At 32.8% G+C, this 15,574-nt stretch carries 12 protein-coding genes, 2 tRNA genes and 3 rRNA genes; 9 read left to right on the plus strand and 8 right to left on the minus strand.

Features of this window, described 5'->3' with window-relative positions; all coding sequences use genetic code 11:
* Positions 1-262: 262 nt before the first annotated feature.
* The gene (locus tag U881_RS0107650) at positions 263-1,045 is read left to right on the plus strand and encodes a ParB/RepB/Spo0J family partition protein (RefSeq protein ID WP_024653845.1); all 783 of its coding nucleotides are present in this window, start codon (positions 263-265) and stop codon (positions 1,043-1,045) included.
* On the opposite strand, the gene U881_RS0107655 is transcribed toward U881_RS0107650, so the two are convergent.
* From U881_RS0107655 to U881_RS0107665, 3 genes are all read right to left on the minus strand, one after another.
* Positions 1,007-1,726, minus strand: coding sequence for a hypothetical protein (locus tag U881_RS0107655; RefSeq protein ID WP_024653846.1), 720 nt, complete (start codon positions 1,724-1,726; stop codon positions 1,007-1,009). The two genes, U881_RS0107650 and U881_RS0107655, sit on opposite strands and share 39 nt — an antisense overlap.
* Positions 1,716-2,480, minus strand: a complete 765-nt coding sequence (locus tag U881_RS0107660) for a ParA family protein (protein WP_024653847.1) — start codon at positions 2,478-2,480, stop codon at positions 1,716-1,718. Before U881_RS0107660 ends, U881_RS0107655 begins: the two co-directional genes overlap by 11 nt.
* Before the next feature lie 203 nt (positions 2,481-2,683).
* Positions 2,684-3,262: a YigZ family protein gene (locus tag U881_RS0107665; RefSeq protein ID WP_024653848.1), complete on the minus strand. Its 579-nt coding sequence runs from the start codon at positions 3,260-3,262 to the stop codon at positions 2,684-2,686.
* Between the two features lie 117 nt (positions 3,263-3,379).
* Here U881_RS0107665 and U881_RS0107670 point away from each other — a divergent pair, with 117 nt between their 5' ends.
* Entirely contained in the window at positions 3,380-3,769 is a 390-nt protein-coding gene (locus U881_RS0107670; protein WP_024653849.1) for a DUF1893 domain-containing protein, read from the plus strand.
* 9 nt (positions 3,770-3,778) lie between these two features.
* Here the strand turns inward: U881_RS0107670 and U881_RS0107675 are convergent, their stop codons facing one another.
* Complete coding sequence (locus U881_RS0107675) at positions 3,779-4,099, minus strand: hypothetical protein (protein WP_024653850.1); 321 nt, start codon at positions 4,097-4,099, stop codon at positions 3,779-3,781.
* 255 nt (positions 4,100-4,354) lie between these two features.
* On the opposite strand from U881_RS0107675, the gene rsmI reads away from it, so the two are divergent.
* The 3 genes from rsmI to U881_RS0107690 all read left to right on the plus strand — a co-directional run bounded on the left by rsmI (position 4,355) and on the right by U881_RS0107690 (position 7,040).
* Positions 4,355-5,029: a 16S rRNA (cytidine(1402)-2'-O)-methyltransferase gene (gene rsmI, locus U881_RS0107680; RefSeq protein ID WP_024653851.1), complete on the plus strand. Its 675-nt coding sequence runs from the start codon at positions 4,355-4,357 to the stop codon at positions 5,027-5,029.
* A gap of 326 nt (positions 5,030-5,355) precedes the next feature.
* Positions 5,356-6,893 (plus strand): 16S ribosomal RNA (locus U881_RS0107685).
* Between the two features lie 72 nt (positions 6,894-6,965).
* Positions 6,966-7,040: transfer RNA gene (locus U881_RS0107690), tRNA-Ala, on the plus strand.
* A gap of 289 nt (positions 7,041-7,329) precedes the next feature.
* On the opposite strand, the gene U881_RS0107695 is transcribed toward U881_RS0107690, so the two are convergent.
* Positions 7,330-7,403, minus strand: a tRNA-Ile gene (locus U881_RS0107695).
* A gap of 182 nt (positions 7,404-7,585) precedes the next feature.
* Between U881_RS0107695 and U881_RS0107700 the strand changes: the two genes are divergently transcribed.
* On the plus strand, positions 7,586-8,140 hold the full coding sequence (locus U881_RS0107700) for a DNA-3-methyladenine glycosylase (protein ID WP_024653852.1): 555 nt from the start codon (positions 7,586-7,588) through the stop codon (positions 8,138-8,140).
* A gap of 11 nt (positions 8,141-8,151) precedes the next feature.
* Here U881_RS0107700 and purB read toward each other — a convergent pair whose 3' ends face one another.
* Genes purB through hpt form a run of 3 tightly spaced genes read right to left on the minus strand, consistent with a single transcriptional unit; the run spans position 8,152 to position 11,342 of the window.
* Complete coding sequence (gene purB, locus U881_RS0107705) at positions 8,152-9,540, minus strand: adenylosuccinate lyase (protein ID WP_024653853.1); 1,389 nt, start codon at positions 9,538-9,540, stop codon at positions 8,152-8,154.
* Positions 9,525-10,808: an adenylosuccinate synthase gene (locus U881_RS0107710; RefSeq protein ID WP_024653854.1), complete on the minus strand. Its 1,284-nt coding sequence runs from the start codon at positions 10,806-10,808 to the stop codon at positions 9,525-9,527. Before U881_RS0107710 ends, purB begins: the two co-directional genes overlap by 16 nt.
* Before the next feature lie 9 nt (positions 10,809-10,817).
* Complete coding sequence (gene hpt, locus U881_RS0107715) at positions 10,818-11,342, minus strand: hypoxanthine phosphoribosyltransferase (protein ID WP_024653855.1); 525 nt, start codon at positions 11,340-11,342, stop codon at positions 10,818-10,820.
* A 136-nt stretch (positions 11,343-11,478) separates the two neighbouring features.
* Between hpt and U881_RS0107720 the strand changes: the two genes are divergently transcribed.
* From U881_RS0107720 to rrf, 3 genes are all read left to right on the plus strand, one after another.
* Positions 11,479-12,318 carry a Cof-type HAD-IIB family hydrolase gene (locus tag U881_RS0107720; RefSeq protein WP_024653856.1) on the plus strand — a complete coding sequence of 280 codons (840 nt, stop codon included), beginning with the start codon at positions 11,479-11,481 and terminating at the stop codon, positions 12,316-12,318.
* Between the two features lie 146 nt (positions 12,319-12,464).
* Positions 12,465-15,401 (plus strand): 23S ribosomal RNA (locus tag U881_RS0107725).
* Between the two features lie 22 nt (positions 15,402-15,423).
* Positions 15,424-15,534 (plus strand): 5S ribosomal RNA (gene rrf / locus U881_RS0107730).
* The last annotated feature ends 40 nt before the right edge of the window (positions 15,535-15,574 follow it).

Raw genomic sequence — 15,574 nt, forward strand, 5'->3', positions numbered from 1 at the left:
TTGTAATTATCATTGAAATTGTCATAGAATAATTTTATAAGTTTTGTATTATTAGGATGTTCCACGTAGAACATTCTTTTTTTTGTGGTTGTGATTTTAATTGTAATTATCATTGCAGTTGTCATGGAATAACTTTGTAAAATTTTGTATTATTAGGATGTTCCACGTGGAACATCCTTTTTTTTGTGGTTGTAATTCTAATTGGAGTTGTCATAGAACAACTTTATAAAATTTTGTATTATTACAGGAGGGTTTTGATAAAATGGATGAAGTTTTAAAAATTATAGATATAAATCTTTTAGATATAGATAAATCACAGCCTAGAAAGTCTATTAATCTTGCTGAGCTTGAAGAATTAAGTATCTCTATAAAAGAAAATGGGATATTGCAACCTATTGTTGTTTATCCTAATAATAGTAGGTATAACCTAATAATAGGGGAGAGAAGATTTAGGGCTGCTAAACTGGCAGGTATGAAACGGGTTCCTGTGATAGAGATAGAGCCTTCTAGGCGAAATAAAGATTTTATGTCCTTAATTGAAAATATTCAACGGGAAAATTTAACTCCTGTTGAAGAAGCATATGCTTATAAAAATCTTATGGACAAGCATGCTTTAACTCAAAAAGCCTTATCTGAAAAAATAGGTAAAAATAGATCTCATGTTGCCAATTTGGTTAGAATTTTAGAGCTTGAACAAGAGATATTAAATTCTTTGCATAAAAAAGAAATATCATTGGGGCATGCTAAAGTTTTATTGTCACTAAAGGATAGTCAAGATAGATATGCTCTTTATCTTTTAATCATTAAAAAAAAATTGTCTGTTAGAGATGCAGAGAATTATGTTAAAAATTTTTATAAGGCTGTCAGTGATAAATCAGAAATTTCTAGAGATCCTTTTTTAAATAGCATTAAGGAATTTTTAATAAGTAGAATACAAACTAAAATAAGTATTAAAGGAAGTAAGGAAAAAGGGAAAATAGAAATAAGTTATTTTACATCTTCTGATTTAAAGAGAATTATTTCTATTTTTGAGAATATTAGGTAATTTTTTTATATTATTTATTTTTTGTTGTATTTCTTTTAAAATGAGCATAAATTCTTTTTTGTTTTTTATCTTGTCTATATCACTGTTTTTAATTTTTTCTAATTCTTCTAAAAGCGATTTTATTAATTTGATAATGTCTTCTTTTTTAAATTGAATTTTTGTATTATTTTGATTGTTATTATCTTTTTGATTGCGTAATTTAAATTCTTTTAAAGTTTTTATCTTTCCATTAAGAACTTCCATTTTTAGATCAGTAGGACACGATTTTTTAGAAATCTCATACGATAGTGATAGTGGTAGATTTTTTATTATTAATTGCTTGTCGGAATTTTCGACAAGCAACTCATATCGGGAAATTAATGAATAAACTTTGTCTTTTTTAAATCCCATGCTAGTAAACCATTTATAAAAAAGGCCGTCATGTTGATTATTTCCACGTAGTGTCTCTTGTGCTTCTTTTAATATTCTTCCGATTTCTGTGTATGTATTGTTAAATATATGAAAGATTTCGTATTGTTTCTTTTTTAAAAAATCGGCCGTTTCTTTATCTAATTTTTCATATTGAAAATTTTTCTTTTGAATGACTATTAATTCTTGTTTAGTTAAAGTGTTTTCATCTTTTTCATGTTTATTTAATTTTTGGCCCATTAAAGCCATTAAAGTATCTAAATTATCTGACATTTTTACCTTCAATTTTTTTTATTATTTCTTTTGTAAGTGCTAAGAAATCTTTTGCAGCATTGCTTTCTTTATTATATATGTATACTGGTATGTTTTTTTCTTGGGATTTAGAAATACTGATGTTTTTTCTTATCTTGGTATTTAAAAATTTGTCTTTAAATACTTTTTTTAATGAATCTATGTATTTTTCTTTACTTTTATTTCTAATATCATATTTATTGATGAATACCCCAGCAATTTCTAGATTGTTATTGATCTGTTTAACGGCACTGATTGTGTCTAATAATAGATTAATTCCTTCAAATGCAAAAAATTCTGTTTCTATTGGTATTAAGAGGTATGTACTTGCAATAAGAGCATTTATTGTAAGTATTGATAGGGTAGGAGGACAATCAAGGATTATGAAATCATAATTGTCTTCTTCGTATTTTTTTAAAGCATTTTTTAGAAAATTTTCTCTTGCTATTTCGTGTATTAATTCTTTTTCAAGTAATGCCAATTTTAGACTTGAAGGGATTATATCCAAATTGAAATTTCTGATAGGTGTGATTTTTTTCTTTTTGTAAATCAGTTCATAACTTGAATTTGAGGTTTCTTTTTTTGAAACATTGACCCCACTACTGGTATTTCCTTGTGAATCAATGTCTATTAAAAGAGTTTTTTTATTAAGCAATGTTATTGAATATGCTATGTTTATAGCACTAGTTGTTTTTCCAACACCACCTTTTTGATTAATAATGGATATTATTTTCATATAAATTTTCTCTTATTATTTATTTTGATAACATTTTATTGTAAAACATAAATAATAAAAATAATACTATGCTAAAAATTATTTCTAAATAATTAACTAATAAATTTAATGATATTTACAATTTAGACATTTAGATTGATTTAATGTCTAAATTGTGATAAAATTGTATGGGTAGATTGTAAATTAATTTAATATACGGAAACTTATATGAGTGAGTTTTCTTGTAAAAATGCAAGAATATTATTTTTGTGTTTTGTGTTAAATTCTATTTTAGTGTTTATTTTATCTAAAAAGTTTGCATCTATAATTTTAATTCCCATTTTGTTTTGCATGCGTGTTAGTAAATTGTATTGATTGTAATTGAGATTAAGAGATACTGTTTCAGTTGTTTCCTTTTCTATTAAATTTGCTTTGTTTATTACTTCATATGCTGATTTAGAGTATGCTCTGCTTAGGCCTTGTTTTCCAAGTAGAGTGCCACCAAAATACCGTACTGTAAGTATAAGAGTATCTGTTAAATTTTTGTTTAATATGGCATCTAAAGTAGGTTTGCCAGCTGTAAGTTTGGGCTCTTTGTCATCGCTCATACCATTCATAAATGAGTTTGAGTTACCAATTCTAAATCCATAAACTACATGAGTTGCTGTTTTAAATTTTAATTTGTATTCTTTTAATATTTTATTTATTTCTTCTCTTTTCTCTACATGGAAAATGTATGATAAGAAAATTGATCTCTTTACTTCAATTTTTGAATAAATATTTTCTTTAGGAATTAGCATCATCTAATTTAATAATATATCATCTTTTTTATGTTGAAGTATTTTTAATTTATGTATATTATTAATAAGGATTATTTTTTTAAAGAAATTTTGGGTTCAAGTGTTTAAGAGGGTTTTATAATGATATCAGGCTTAAATCCTACATTGAGGTTGTTTAAAGAACATAGAATACTTTACTCTAATATGGAGAGGGGTTTAAAACCTCTTTTAGAGGTTGATAATTTTATTAATAAATACATTCAAAATAAAGAAGGTTTAGAGATTTATGACAAAGTTGTAGGCAAGGCAGCCGCTGTTATTATTTATAATATTGGGTTTCAAAATGTTCAAGCAGGTGTTATTTCACAGCCAGCTAAAGATTTTTTGGAAAGTAGAGGAGTAAAGGTAAGTTTTAAGAAACTGGTAGAAAAAATAAATGATAAGACTGAAAACTTAATTGAAAGTTTGGAAAATCCAGAAGAAGTGTATAAATACCTCATTAAAAGAGGAATTATTGTAAGTAATTTTTAGGTTTGAATTTTATTTACTCTTTGTTTTAGAATATATAGAAAGGATTAATCCTATGTTGTATATTAACATTAATAGGCTTCCCCAACTTAAGTAAAAATTTTCCTTTTCATAATCAAAAAGCCATATTCCCGAATAAGTTCCCAAGAATCCTCCGATTGCAGAGGTAAGCATAATTATATTTGGACTTATTGTGTGTTTAATAATTTGAGTCTTACCATCTTGAATAGTTTGTTTTTCAGAAAATTTACTGTCAATGAAAACCATAGCAAGTCCAGCAAGTGTGATACATAGAAAATAGATTATGAATATCTTTTTAACAAGTTTTAACATAAAACCCTACCGCCTCTTAGCTTTCGATTGTTAAATTTAAGTAACAATATAAATATAACATAAAAATAAATATTTTCTTATATAGGTATATGAAAACTATGTATTTTTATTACAGTGTATATATTTTACGGATAATTAAGTTTATATTTGATTTTTTGCAAATTGGCTTTTATTGAGTATTAAATATTATTATTAGACAGTATTAAATTAATTTAGTTCTTATAGATTGATATATCAAATTTTGAAGGAGATTATGTGTTATATATTGTGGGAACACCTATAGGTAATTTAGGTGATATTACATACCGTGCAATTGATATTTTAAAGTTGGTTGATGTTATATTTGCTGAGGATACAAGAGTTGCTAGAAAGCTTTTATCGCATTATGGTATCGTTAAAAAATTAATTTCTTGTAATGCGATAACAGAACATAGGCGAATTGGTTTATTGTTGAGTTATTTGTCTGATGGAAAAATTGTGGCTTTTATTAGTGATGCGGGAACTCCTTGTCTTAGTGATCCTGGTAGTTTGCTTGTTGATGCAGCTTTGCAAAACGGGTATAAAATTTGTCCTATTCCGGGTATTAGTTCTTTTAATACAATCATTAGTGTTAATCCTTTTAAAGACAAAGTTATAGTGTTTGAAGGTTTTTTGCCGAATAAAGGAGTTAAAAGGGTAAAGAGAATTGAAGAGCTTTATTGCAGAGGAGATGCATTTATTTTGCTTGAGTCTAGTCATAGAATTTTGAAATTATTGTATGAGATTTCTTTGGTGGATTTAAATGCCAATGTTCTTGTTGGTCGTGAAATGACTAAGTTGTATGAAGAATATAAAATTGGTAAGCCTTTGGAGTTGAGAGAATATTTTGAAATGCATAATAAAAATAAAGGAGAATTTACAGTTTTGATTAGTAGAAAATCTAAAAGCTAATATTATTTTTGATTTTTTTATAAATAAATGATTTTAAATGACTTTATGTATTAATTTTTTGCAAAAATGTATTTGTGTTTGGTTGATATTTTAAACATTGATTGAGTGTTTGCTGGTGATTGATGGAGTTTGTATAACATGATAATATTCTTTCTTTAAGTAATGATGTAAAAAAATAAAGATTAAGTATTGACAAAGAATAGAGTATGTTATAAAGTAGTATGAGTTGATATTAAAAATTGGCAGAGAAGAGAAGGGAAGAGTTAAGTAAGGTTTAAAAGCCAAATGAATAAATAACCTGTTAATTTTAAAAGAAGAAAATAAAAATAACGAAGAGTTTGATCCTGGCTTAGAACTAACGCTGGCAGTGCGTCTTAAGCATGCAAGTCAGACGGGATGTAGCAATACATTCAGTGGCGAACGGGTGAGTAACGCGTGGATAATCTACCTATGAGATGGGGATAACTATTAGAAATAGTAGCTAATACCGAATAAGGTCAGTTGAGATGTCAATTGATGAAAGGAAGCCTTTAAAGCTTCGCTTGTAGATGAGTCTGCGTCTTATTAGCTAGTTGGTGGGGTAAGAGCCTACCAAGGCTATGATAAGTAACCGGCCTGAGAGGGTGAACGGTCACACTGGAACTGAGATACGGTCCAGACTCCTACGGGAGGCAGCAGCTAAGAATCTTCCGCAATGGGCGAAAGCCTGACGGAGCGACACTGCGTGAACGAAGAAGGTCGAAAGATTGTAAAGTTCTTTTATAAATGAGGAATAAGCTTTGTAGGAAATGACAAGGTGATGACGTTAATTTATGAATAAGCCCCGGCTAATTACGTGCCAGCAGCCGCGGTAATACGTAAGGGGCGAGCGTTGTTCGGGATTATTGGGCGTAAAGGGTGAGTAGGCGGATATGCAAGTCTATGCGTAAAATACCACAGCTCAACTGTGGAGCTATGCTGGAAACTGCATGACTAGAGTCTGATAGGGGAAGTTAGAATTCCTGGTGTAAGGGTGGAATCTGTTGATATCAGGAAGAATACCAGAGGCGAAGGCGAACTTCTAGGTCAAGACTGACGCTGAGTCACGAAAGCGTAGGGAGCAAACAGGATTAGATACCCTGGTAGTCTACGCTGTAAACGATGCACACTTGGTGTTAATTGAGAGATTAGTACCGAAGCTAACGTGTTAAGTGTGCCGCCTGGGGAGTATGCTCGCAAGAGTGAAACTCAAAGGAATTGACGGGGGCCCGCACAAGCGGTGGAGCATGTGGTTTAATTCGATGATACGCGAGAAACCTTACCAGGGCTTGACATATACAGGATGTAGTTAGAGATAATTATTCCCCGTTTGGGGTCTGTATACAGGTGCTGCATGGTTGTCGTCAGCTCGTGCTGTGAGGTGTTGGGTTAAGTCCCGCAACGAGCGCAACCCTTATTGTCTGTTACCAGCATGTAAAGATGGGAACTCAGATGAGACTGCCGGTGATAAGCCGGAGGAAGGTGAGGATGACGTCAAATCATCATGGCCCTTATGCCCTGGGCTACACACGTGCTACAATGGCCTGTACAAAGCGAAGCGAAACAGTGATGTGAAGCAAAACGCATTAAAGCAGGTCTCAGTCCAGATTGAAGTCTGAAACTCGACTTCATGAAGTTGGAATCGCTAGTAATCGTATATCAGCATGATACGGTGAATACGTTCTCGGGCCTTGTACACACCGCCCGTCACACCACCCGAGTTGAGGATACCCGAAGCTATTATTCTAACCCGCAAGGGAGGAAGGTATCTAAGGTATGTTTAGTGAGGGGGGTGAAGTCGTAACAAGGTAGCCGTACTGGAAAGTGTGGCTGGATCACCTCCTTTCTAAGAGAAAGGTATTATTAAAGGTTAAATTATACTTTAACTCTTCCTTTGTTTTCTTAAATGCCATTTTTTGGGGGTTTAGCTCAGTTGGTTTAGAGCATCGGCTTTGCAAGCCGGGGGTCAAGGGTTCGAGTCCCTTAACCTCCATTTGTTTTTAGGTCGAATAAATGGAGGTTTTGCTTTTTAGTATTGCTACGTGAGTTGTATTCGATTTTAAAACTGTAGTAAAATCCATCAAATTTATTATAGTCTTTATCCTAGAATAAATTGTTTTTTATAATTTTTGTATATTATTCATTTTTATTTGTGTTCTTTAAGTAAGTTCGTGATTTTAAATATGCGTGTTAGTGCTTTGCTTTAACAAGCATTGAGCTTGAGCTTTGTCTTTAAAATATTTGATTATTGCTTAGATGGACCTTTATCGATTTTCATTGATTGGGACCAGGAGGAGTTGAACCTCCGACCTCAGGTTTATCAGACCTGCGCTCTAACCACCTGAGCTATGATCCCTTAAATGTTCTTATCCTATAAGATTCTATTGAACTTTATTAGATTTGTCAATATAAGATTTATTTTTCTATGATTTTATTTTTCTTGTGATAATGGTTTATTGTTGTCAAATTGTTATTTGACGTACGTTTTGATTATAAGAAATTTTGAATTTGATTTTTATTTTGTTTAGAATTGTATTAATGAATAGAGAGTTTTTTATGCATGATGCTGTTATTGTTGCTAGATCTTTACTTGGACATTTATTAGTGAGGAAGATAGATGATAGAGAAATTGTGTCAAGGATTGTTGAAACAGAAGCGTATATGGGTGTTCTAGATAAAGCTTGTCATGCTTATGGTGGAAAAATAACGAATCGTACTGGTGCCATGTATAATATTGGCGGATATGCTTATATTTATATGATCTATGGTATGTATTATATGTTAAATGTCGTGGCATCTGATGAGCATAATCCTCATGCTGTTTTAATAAGAGGAATTGAACCTATTTTGCCAAAAATTGACGGGGTATTGACTAATGGGCCTGGTAAACTTACCAAGTTTTTGAATATAGATTTAAGATTTAACAAAATAGATCTTTTGAGTAATAGTGAGCTTTTTTTAAGGAAGGGTTTATCTTTGGATTTTGAAATTTCATGTTCCAAAAGAATAAATGTTGATTATTCAGGTGAAGAGTATGCAAATAAACTTTGGAGATTTTATATAAGAGGTAATAAATTTGTTTCTAAATATTAGTTTGATGATTATTATTCAATAATAGGATCAATTGTTTCTTTTATAAAATCTTCAACTTGAGATGGTGCAAACCCTATATTGTTATTTGGATTTAAGATCTCCTCTATGTCTTTGGATGTTAATTTAAAACTTTCATCATTGAGGATTAATTGAATTAGATTGTTTTCACTTATTCCTGAGTATAACTTTTCTTTTACTTGCATTGCATAATTTCTTATCTTTTCGTGTAAAATTTGTCTATCGCCACCATTTTTTGTTGCTTTCATTAGTATGTCTTCTGTCAATATAAATGGCATTTCTGTTTTAACATGTTTTTCAATTATTCGTTCATTTACCTTAATATTGTTAAATATTTTATTGAGTAATATCAAGATAGCATCAGCAGATAGAAAAGCTTGAGGAATATTGAGTCTTTTGCAGGCTGAATCGTCTAAAGTTCTCTCAAGCCATTGAGTTGTTGCTATAAATCCACCACTGGATTGTAGACTCATTATAAACTTGGCAAGTGAAGCTACTCTTTCGCTGTAGATAGGGTTTCTTTTATAGGGCATTGCTGATGATCCTATTTGATGTTTTTCAAAATTTTCTTCGATTTCTTTAAGATGTTGCATGAATCTGATGTCATTTGTAATTTTATGTGCACTTTGAGCTAGATTGCTTAAAAAATTTAGTATTGATGAGTCAAATTTTCGATCGTAAATTTGACTAGTTATTTTGTAAACTTTTTCAAATCCCATTTTTTTTGCTAGATTAATATCTAGATCTTTTACTTTTTCAAAATTAGATAGGAATAATTCTTTAAAGCTACTTTGATTGCCAACTGTTCCCTTTACTCCTCTGAAACACATATTTGACATTATGAATTTAAGTTCTCTAAAGTCAAAAACTAAACTTTGCAACCACAGACTACTTCTTTTTCCAAGAGTTGTTAGTTGTGCTTCTTGTAGATGTGTATATGCAAGTGTTGCTAGATCTTTGTATTTTATTGAGAATTGTTTTAAAATTTTTATTAATTGTATTAGTTTTTTTTCAATTAATAATAAAGCCTCTTTGATTTGGATTAGATCTGTGTTATCCATTAAATATGCACTTGTAGTACCAAGATGTAAAATTTTTCTAGCATCCTTTCCAACTAAATCGGCATAAGCATAAAGATGTGCCATAACTTCATGTTGGAATTTTGCCTCATATTTTTCTACAAGTTTAAAGTCAATGTTTTCAATTTGTAGAAATAGTGCGTTAAGTTGGGTATTATTGATATTTAGTCCCAATTCTTTTTGTACCAAAGCCAAGTTATACCATAGTTTTCTCCATGTGGTGTACTTAAATTTTGGTGAAAAAATGTAAAGCATTTCTTTGCTTGCATATCTTGATTTTAATGGGTTTAGGTATTGATCCACTCTTGATTCCTAAAAATAGTTTTTTCTCTTTCTGCTCCAATAGATAAAATTGAAATTTGAGTACCTACTTCTTTTTCTATAAATTCAATGTATTCTCTAGCCTCAATAGGTAATTCATCATAATGATTAATATTTTTAATATCTTCTTTAAATCCTTTAAAGACTTTGTATACGGGCTTAACTTTTTCAAGTATTTCGCAAGAAGCTGGTATATAATCATATATTTTACCTTGAAATTCATAGGCTGTGCAAATCTTGAGGTATTCTATATTATTTAATATGTCTAGTTTAGTTAATGCTAAATGATTTAATTCATTAAGAGCTATTGCTTTTTTTATTGTCAAAAGGTCAAGCCAACCAATTCTTCTTGGTCTTTTTGTTGTTGAGCCGTATTCTTGTCCCTTTTCCCTAATTTCATCTCCAATGTGGTCGAAAATTTCAGTTACAAAAGGCCCTTCACCAACTCTTGATGAAAATGCTTTTACTATTCCAATCTTGTGTTTGATTTTTGAAATAGGAATACCACATCCTGTTGCCGCTGTAATTAATGTGTTGCTTGAAGTTACAAATGGAAATGTGCCATGTTCAATGTCAAGCATTGTGCCTTGTGCGCCTTCTATTAAAATATTTTTTTCTGAATTGATGGCATTATGTATTATTGTTTCTATATTGGTGACTTTAGATTTAAATATCTCTATATATTGTTTATACTCATTTAGAACCTCTTCATATTCAAAAGGTTTGTCATTATATATTTTTTTTATAATTTCATTTTTTTCTTCTAAATTTGTTTTTAATTTTTTTGCAAAAATTTCTATATTGAGTAAATCAATAGTTCTTATTCCTATTCTGTTGATTTTGTCAGCGTAGCATGGCCCAATTCCCTTTTTTGTGGTGCCAATTTTATGGATACCCTTTCTTTGTTCACTAAGTTCATCAAATTTAATGTGATAGGGCATTATTATGTGTGCTTTATCGCTTATGAATATTTCTGTTTTTATATTGTTATTTTTTAGTAATTCTAGTTCTTTAATTAAAATTGATGGGTTAATTACTACACTAGGTCCAAGTATGCATTTTGCTCCCTGCAAAACACCTGATGGTAATAGATTAAAAATGAATTTTTTGTCATTTGCAACTATTGTATGTCCAGCATTATTTCCGCCGTTAAATCTTACAACATAATCTATTTTTGATGAGAGGAAATCTATAATTTTTCCCTTTCCCTCATCACCCCATTGAGTTCCAACAACTGCATAAATTGTCATTCCTATCTCCTATTGATTTATTTTTGCTACATTCTTTAGAGTCCTATGTTTTTCGTTGAAATCAATGCCATATCCTACTATGAAATCATTTTTAATTTCAAATCCTGTATAGTCTATTTTGACTTCTGTGAGTCTTCGAGATGGTTTATTGAAAAGAGTGCAAATTTTGATCTCTTTGGGTTTTTTAGTTTGTAAGTGTGCAATGACTTTTTTGTATGTAAGTCCGGTATCTATAATGTCATCAAAAATTATTACATAACTATTTTCTATATTGATTTCAATATCTTTTTTAATTAATACGTTTAATGAAGATAGGGTTTTATTTCCATAACTTGAAGCTTGAAGAAAATCTATTTTTGCGTTAAGTCCAATCTCTCTTGTAATATCTGCAAAAAACATGAAAGAACCTTTAAGAAGTGATATAAAAACGATATTATTTTTGTCTTTATAATAATTTCTAATTTTTTGGGCCAATTCTTTAATTTTGCTTTTTATTTTTCGCTCTGTAAACAGAGTTGAAATTTTATCACTCATTATTTTTTACATTTAACTCTCTGTTTTTGACCTTTGTAGACATAGTAATTATATTTTTTTTATTGATTTAATTCAAGCGACAATTGTGATTCATAAATTTGGTATGGTATTATTTATTAAAAAAGAGGGTATTCAAATGAATGTTAATTATAAAAAGTATAAGATGTTAGTTTTTGATCTTGATGGGACTTTGCTTAACAACAATCACAAAATCACACCATTGACTCTTAAAGTTCTATTAAGATTAAAGAATGACTTTCATATTATTATTGCTACTGGTAGGAGATTGTATGAGATTAGGGATGTCTTGGATCAAGTTAAAGATTTAAAGATTGATGAGAGTTATATTGTAACAGCCAATGGAGCTGACGTATTTTTGAGAAATGATTTATTCTTAAGATATAAGATTGATTATGGTATAGTGAGGGAAATTTTTAAGATAAGACTGGAAGATATTGATATTAATCTTTATGATCTTCATGATTGGTATTCTGATGGAGATATTAGAAGTCCCATTATGAATCATTTTATTTCGGATTTGGGAATTAAACCAATTATTACCGATTTATCTGAACTTAAAATAGATGCTTGTTCTAAAATAGTTTATTATTCTCCTGATTGTTTGAAGCTTGAAGAGTTTGCAAATAAAATTAGAGAGAAAAATTTTAAAGACATAAGCATATTTTATTCTACTAGCGATCTTGTGGAAATCACGAGTGTTGCTGCTAGTAAATATAATGCTATTAGGGATATTGCTTTGTCTGAATGTATTGATGTTGGTTCTATTTTAGCATTTGGAGATAATGATAATGATTATGAGATGTTGCTAAATGTTGGGAAAGGCATTTTAATGAAAAATGCAAATGATCGTCTTAAGAGTAATTTACCAAATAATGAGATTACAGCGTTTTGTAATGATAATGATGGGGTTGCAAGATTTTTAATTGAGTTTTTTAATCTTGATATTGATATTTAGTATTTTTTCTTTTATTTTCTTTTCTTTGATTTAAAAAAATATTTTATAAAAAGTTTGATAATGGTATTGACATAGTAAAATTAAAAGTATATATTATCTTATGTTGTATAAACGATTGGCAAATTAGAGATGGAAGATAAAAATATGGTCAAAGTAATAAAGAGTCTATGGTGGATGCCTAGGAGCTTTAAGGCGAAGAAGGTCGTGGTAAGCTGCGAAAAGCTTGGGGGAGAAGCAAACATTCTATGATCCCAAGATTACCGAATGGAGTAATCCAATTAGCTAGATGCTAATTATCTACTACTTATGTAGTAGAGGCGATACCAGGGGAAGTGAACCATCTAAGTACCCTGAGGAAAAGAAATCAAAGAGATTCCCTAAGTAGTGGCGAGCGAAAGGGGAGGAGCCTAAACTTTAAATGTGTCAAGCTGCAGAGCGTTGCATTTAGAGGGTTGTAGGACACTTGAAGCTTAGTCTGCAATAAGCTGAGAAGTTACAAAATATTTATATATAAGAATAACTTGGAAAAGTTAGCCAGAGAAGGTGAAAGCCCTGTAATTTAAATGTAAATATCTTCTTAGAGATGTTCCTAAGTAGGACGGGACACGAGAAACCCTGTCTGAATCTGGGGAGACCACTCTCCAAGGCTAAATACTATAAAGCTACCGATAGTGAAGAGTACCGTGAGGGAAAGGTGAAAAGAACCCCGGGAGGGGAGTGAAATAGAACTGAAACCGTGGACTTACAAGCAGTCAAAGCCATGAATATTCATGGTGATGGCGTGCCTTTTGCATAATGAACCTGCGAGTTATCATGTCTAGCAAGGTTAAGGCATAGTAGTGCTGGAGCCTCAGCGAAAGCGAGTCTTAAACGGGCGATTTAGTTAGATGTGGTAGACCCGAAGCCGAGTGATCTATTTATGGCCAGGCTGAAGCTTGGGTGAAACCAAGTGGAGGGCCGAACTCTAGTCTGTTTAAAAAGGCAGGGATGAGCTGTGAATAGGAGTGAAAGGCTAAACAAACTCGGAGATAGCTGGTTCTCCTCGAAATGGATTTAAGTTCAGCCTTATTTTAGTGCAATAGAGGTAGAGCACTAATTGAGCTAGGGCCTGTCAAAGGGTACCAAACTCAGTTAAACTCCGAATGCTATTGTATGATGAATAGGAGTGAGACTATGGGCGATAAGGTCCATGGTCGAGAGGGAAACAACCCAGACCAACAGCTAAGGTCTCAAAAATGTATTAAGTGGAAAAGGATGTTTAGGTACGTAAACAGCCAGGAGGTTGGCTTAGAAGCAGCCATACCTTTAAAGAGTGCGTAATAGCTCACTGGTCGAGTACTTGAGCGCCGACAATGTAACGGGGCTAAATACATTACCGAAGCTTTGGATTCTAATTTCGATTAGAATGGTAGAGGAGCGTTCTGTAAGCCTTTGAAGTTAAACTGAGAAGTTTGATGGAGGTATCAGAAGTGAGAATGCAGGTATGAGTAACGAAAAAATGGGTGAGATCCCCATTCGCCGAAAACCTAAGGTTTCCTGGGTGAAGGTCGTCTTCCCAGGGTTAGTCGGCCCCTAAGGCAAAGCTGAAGAGCGAAGTCGATGGGAAACGGGTTAATATTCCCGTACCTCTTATAGTTTCGATTGGAGTGACGCATGAGGTTAACTACTGCTAGGCGATGGTTGTCCTAGTTTAAGCATTAAGGTGTTGATTTTAGTAGGCAAATCCGCTAAAAGAGCTGAGATGTGATGATGAGTGTTGTTTCGGCAACACGAAATGTAGGTAGTCAAGGTGCCAAGAAATAACTTCTAAGGTTAGGCTATAAGGGACCGTACCGCAAACCGACACAGGTAGGTGGGATGAAAATTCTAAGGCGCGCGAGAGAATCCACGTTAAGGAACTCTGCAAAATACATACGTAACTTCGGGATAAGTATGACCTAAGAGATTAGGTAGCATAAAAATGGTCCAAACGACTGTTTACCAAAAACACAGGTCTCTGCAAATCTGTAAAGAGAAGTATAGGGACTGACACCTGCCCGGTGCTGGAAGGTTAAGAGGAGATGTTAGTGTAAAAGCGACGCATTGAATTCAAGCCCCAGTAAACGGCGGCCGTAACTATAACGGTCCTAAGGTAGCGAAATTCCTTGTCGGGTAAGTTCCGACCCGCACGAATGGTGTAACGATTTGGACGCTGTCTCAACGTGGAGCTCGGTGAAATTGAAGTATCGGTGAAGATGCCGATTACTTGTGGTTAGACGGAAAGACCCCGTGAACCTTTACTATAGCTTGGTATTGAGATTTGGTTAAATATGTGTAGGATAGGTGGGAGACTTTGAAGCTATCTCGTTAGGGATAGTGGAGTCGTCCTTGAAATACCACCCTTGTTTAATTAAGTTTCTAACTCATAGCGATATGAGGAGAGTGCCAGGTGGGTAGTTTGACTGGGGCGGTCGCCTCCCAAAGAGTAACGGAGGTGCGCAAAGGTTACCTTAGAGTGGTTGGAAATCACTCTGTAAGTGTAAAGGCATAAGGTAGCTTAACTGTGAGACTGACAAGTCGAGCAGATACGAAAGTAGGTCTTAGTGATCTGGCGGTAGCGAGTGGAAGCGCCGTCACTTAACGAATAAAAGGTACTCCGGGGATAACAGGCTTATCCTTCCCAAGAGTTCACATCGACGGAAGGGTTTGGCACCTCGATGTCGGCTCATCGCATCCTAGGGCTGGAGCAGGTCCTAAGGGTATGGCTGTTCGCCATTTAAAGCGGTACGCGAGCTGGGTTCAGAACGTCGTGAGACAGTTTGGTCCCTATCTGCCACAAGCGTTGGATATTTGAGAGGCGCTATCTCTAGTACGAGAGGACCGAGATGGACGAACCTCTGGTGTACCAGTTATCCTGCCAAGGGTAAGTGCTGGGTAGCTACGTTCGGAAGGGATAACCGCTGAAAGCATCTAAGTGGGAAGCCTTCCTCAAGATTAGATATCCTATTAGAGGGTCCTGGAAGAATACCAGGTTGATAGGTTAGAAGTGTAAGTATAGTAATATATTAAGCTGACTAATACTAATTACCCGAATCTTTGACCATATTTTTGTCTTCCTGTAAATACCCTGGTGATTAAAGAAAAGAGGAAACACCTGTTATCATTCCGAACACAGAAGTTAAGCTCTTATTCGCTGATGGTACTGCGAGTTCGCGGGAGAGTAGGTTGTTGCCAGGGTTTTTTTGTTTTATTATACTCTTAATGTGTATCTTAAGAC

It is taken from the genome of Borrelia persica No12 (assembly GCF_000500045.1).
Classification (GTDB): domain Bacteria; phylum Spirochaetota; class Spirochaetia; order Borreliales; family Borreliaceae; genus Borrelia; species Borrelia persica.

What these genes read in the sequence shown, in the direction of transcription:
- U881_RS0107655 (WP_024653846.1), bottom strand. Translation starts at nt 1,726, where the DNA reads ATGTCAGATAATTTAGATACTTTAATGGCTTTAATGGGCCAAAAATTA.
- U881_RS0107710 (WP_024653854.1), bottom strand. Translation starts at nt 10,808, where the DNA reads ATGACAATTTATGCAGTTGTTGGAACTCAATGGGGTGATGAGGGAAAG.
- U881_RS0107660 (WP_024653847.1), bottom strand. Translation starts at nt 2,480, where the DNA reads ATGAAAATAATATCCATTATTAATCAAAAAGGTGGTGTTGGAAAAACA.
- U881_RS0107720 (WP_024653856.1), top strand. Translation starts at nt 11,479, where the DNA reads ATGAATGTTAATTATAAAAAGTATAAGATGTTAGTTTTTGATCTTGAT.
- U881_RS0107670 (WP_024653849.1), top strand. Translation starts at nt 3,380, where the DNA reads ATGATATCAGGCTTAAATCCTACATTGAGGTTGTTTAAAGAACATAGA.
- U881_RS0107650 (WP_024653845.1), top strand. Translation starts at nt 263, where the DNA reads ATGGATGAAGTTTTAAAAATTATAGATATAAATCTTTTAGATATAGAT.
- U881_RS0107675 (WP_024653850.1), bottom strand. Translation starts at nt 4,099, where the DNA reads ATGTTAAAACTTGTTAAAAAGATATTCATAATCTATTTTCTATGTATC.
- hpt (WP_024653855.1), bottom strand. Translation starts at nt 11,342, where the DNA reads ATGAGTGATAAAATTTCAACTCTGTTTACAGAGCGAAAAATAAAAAGC.
- U881_RS0107700 (WP_024653852.1), top strand. Translation starts at nt 7,586, where the DNA reads ATGAATAGAGAGTTTTTTATGCATGATGCTGTTATTGTTGCTAGATCT.
- U881_RS0107665 (WP_024653848.1), bottom strand. Translation starts at nt 3,262, where the DNA reads ATGATGCTAATTCCTAAAGAAAATATTTATTCAAAAATTGAAGTAAAG.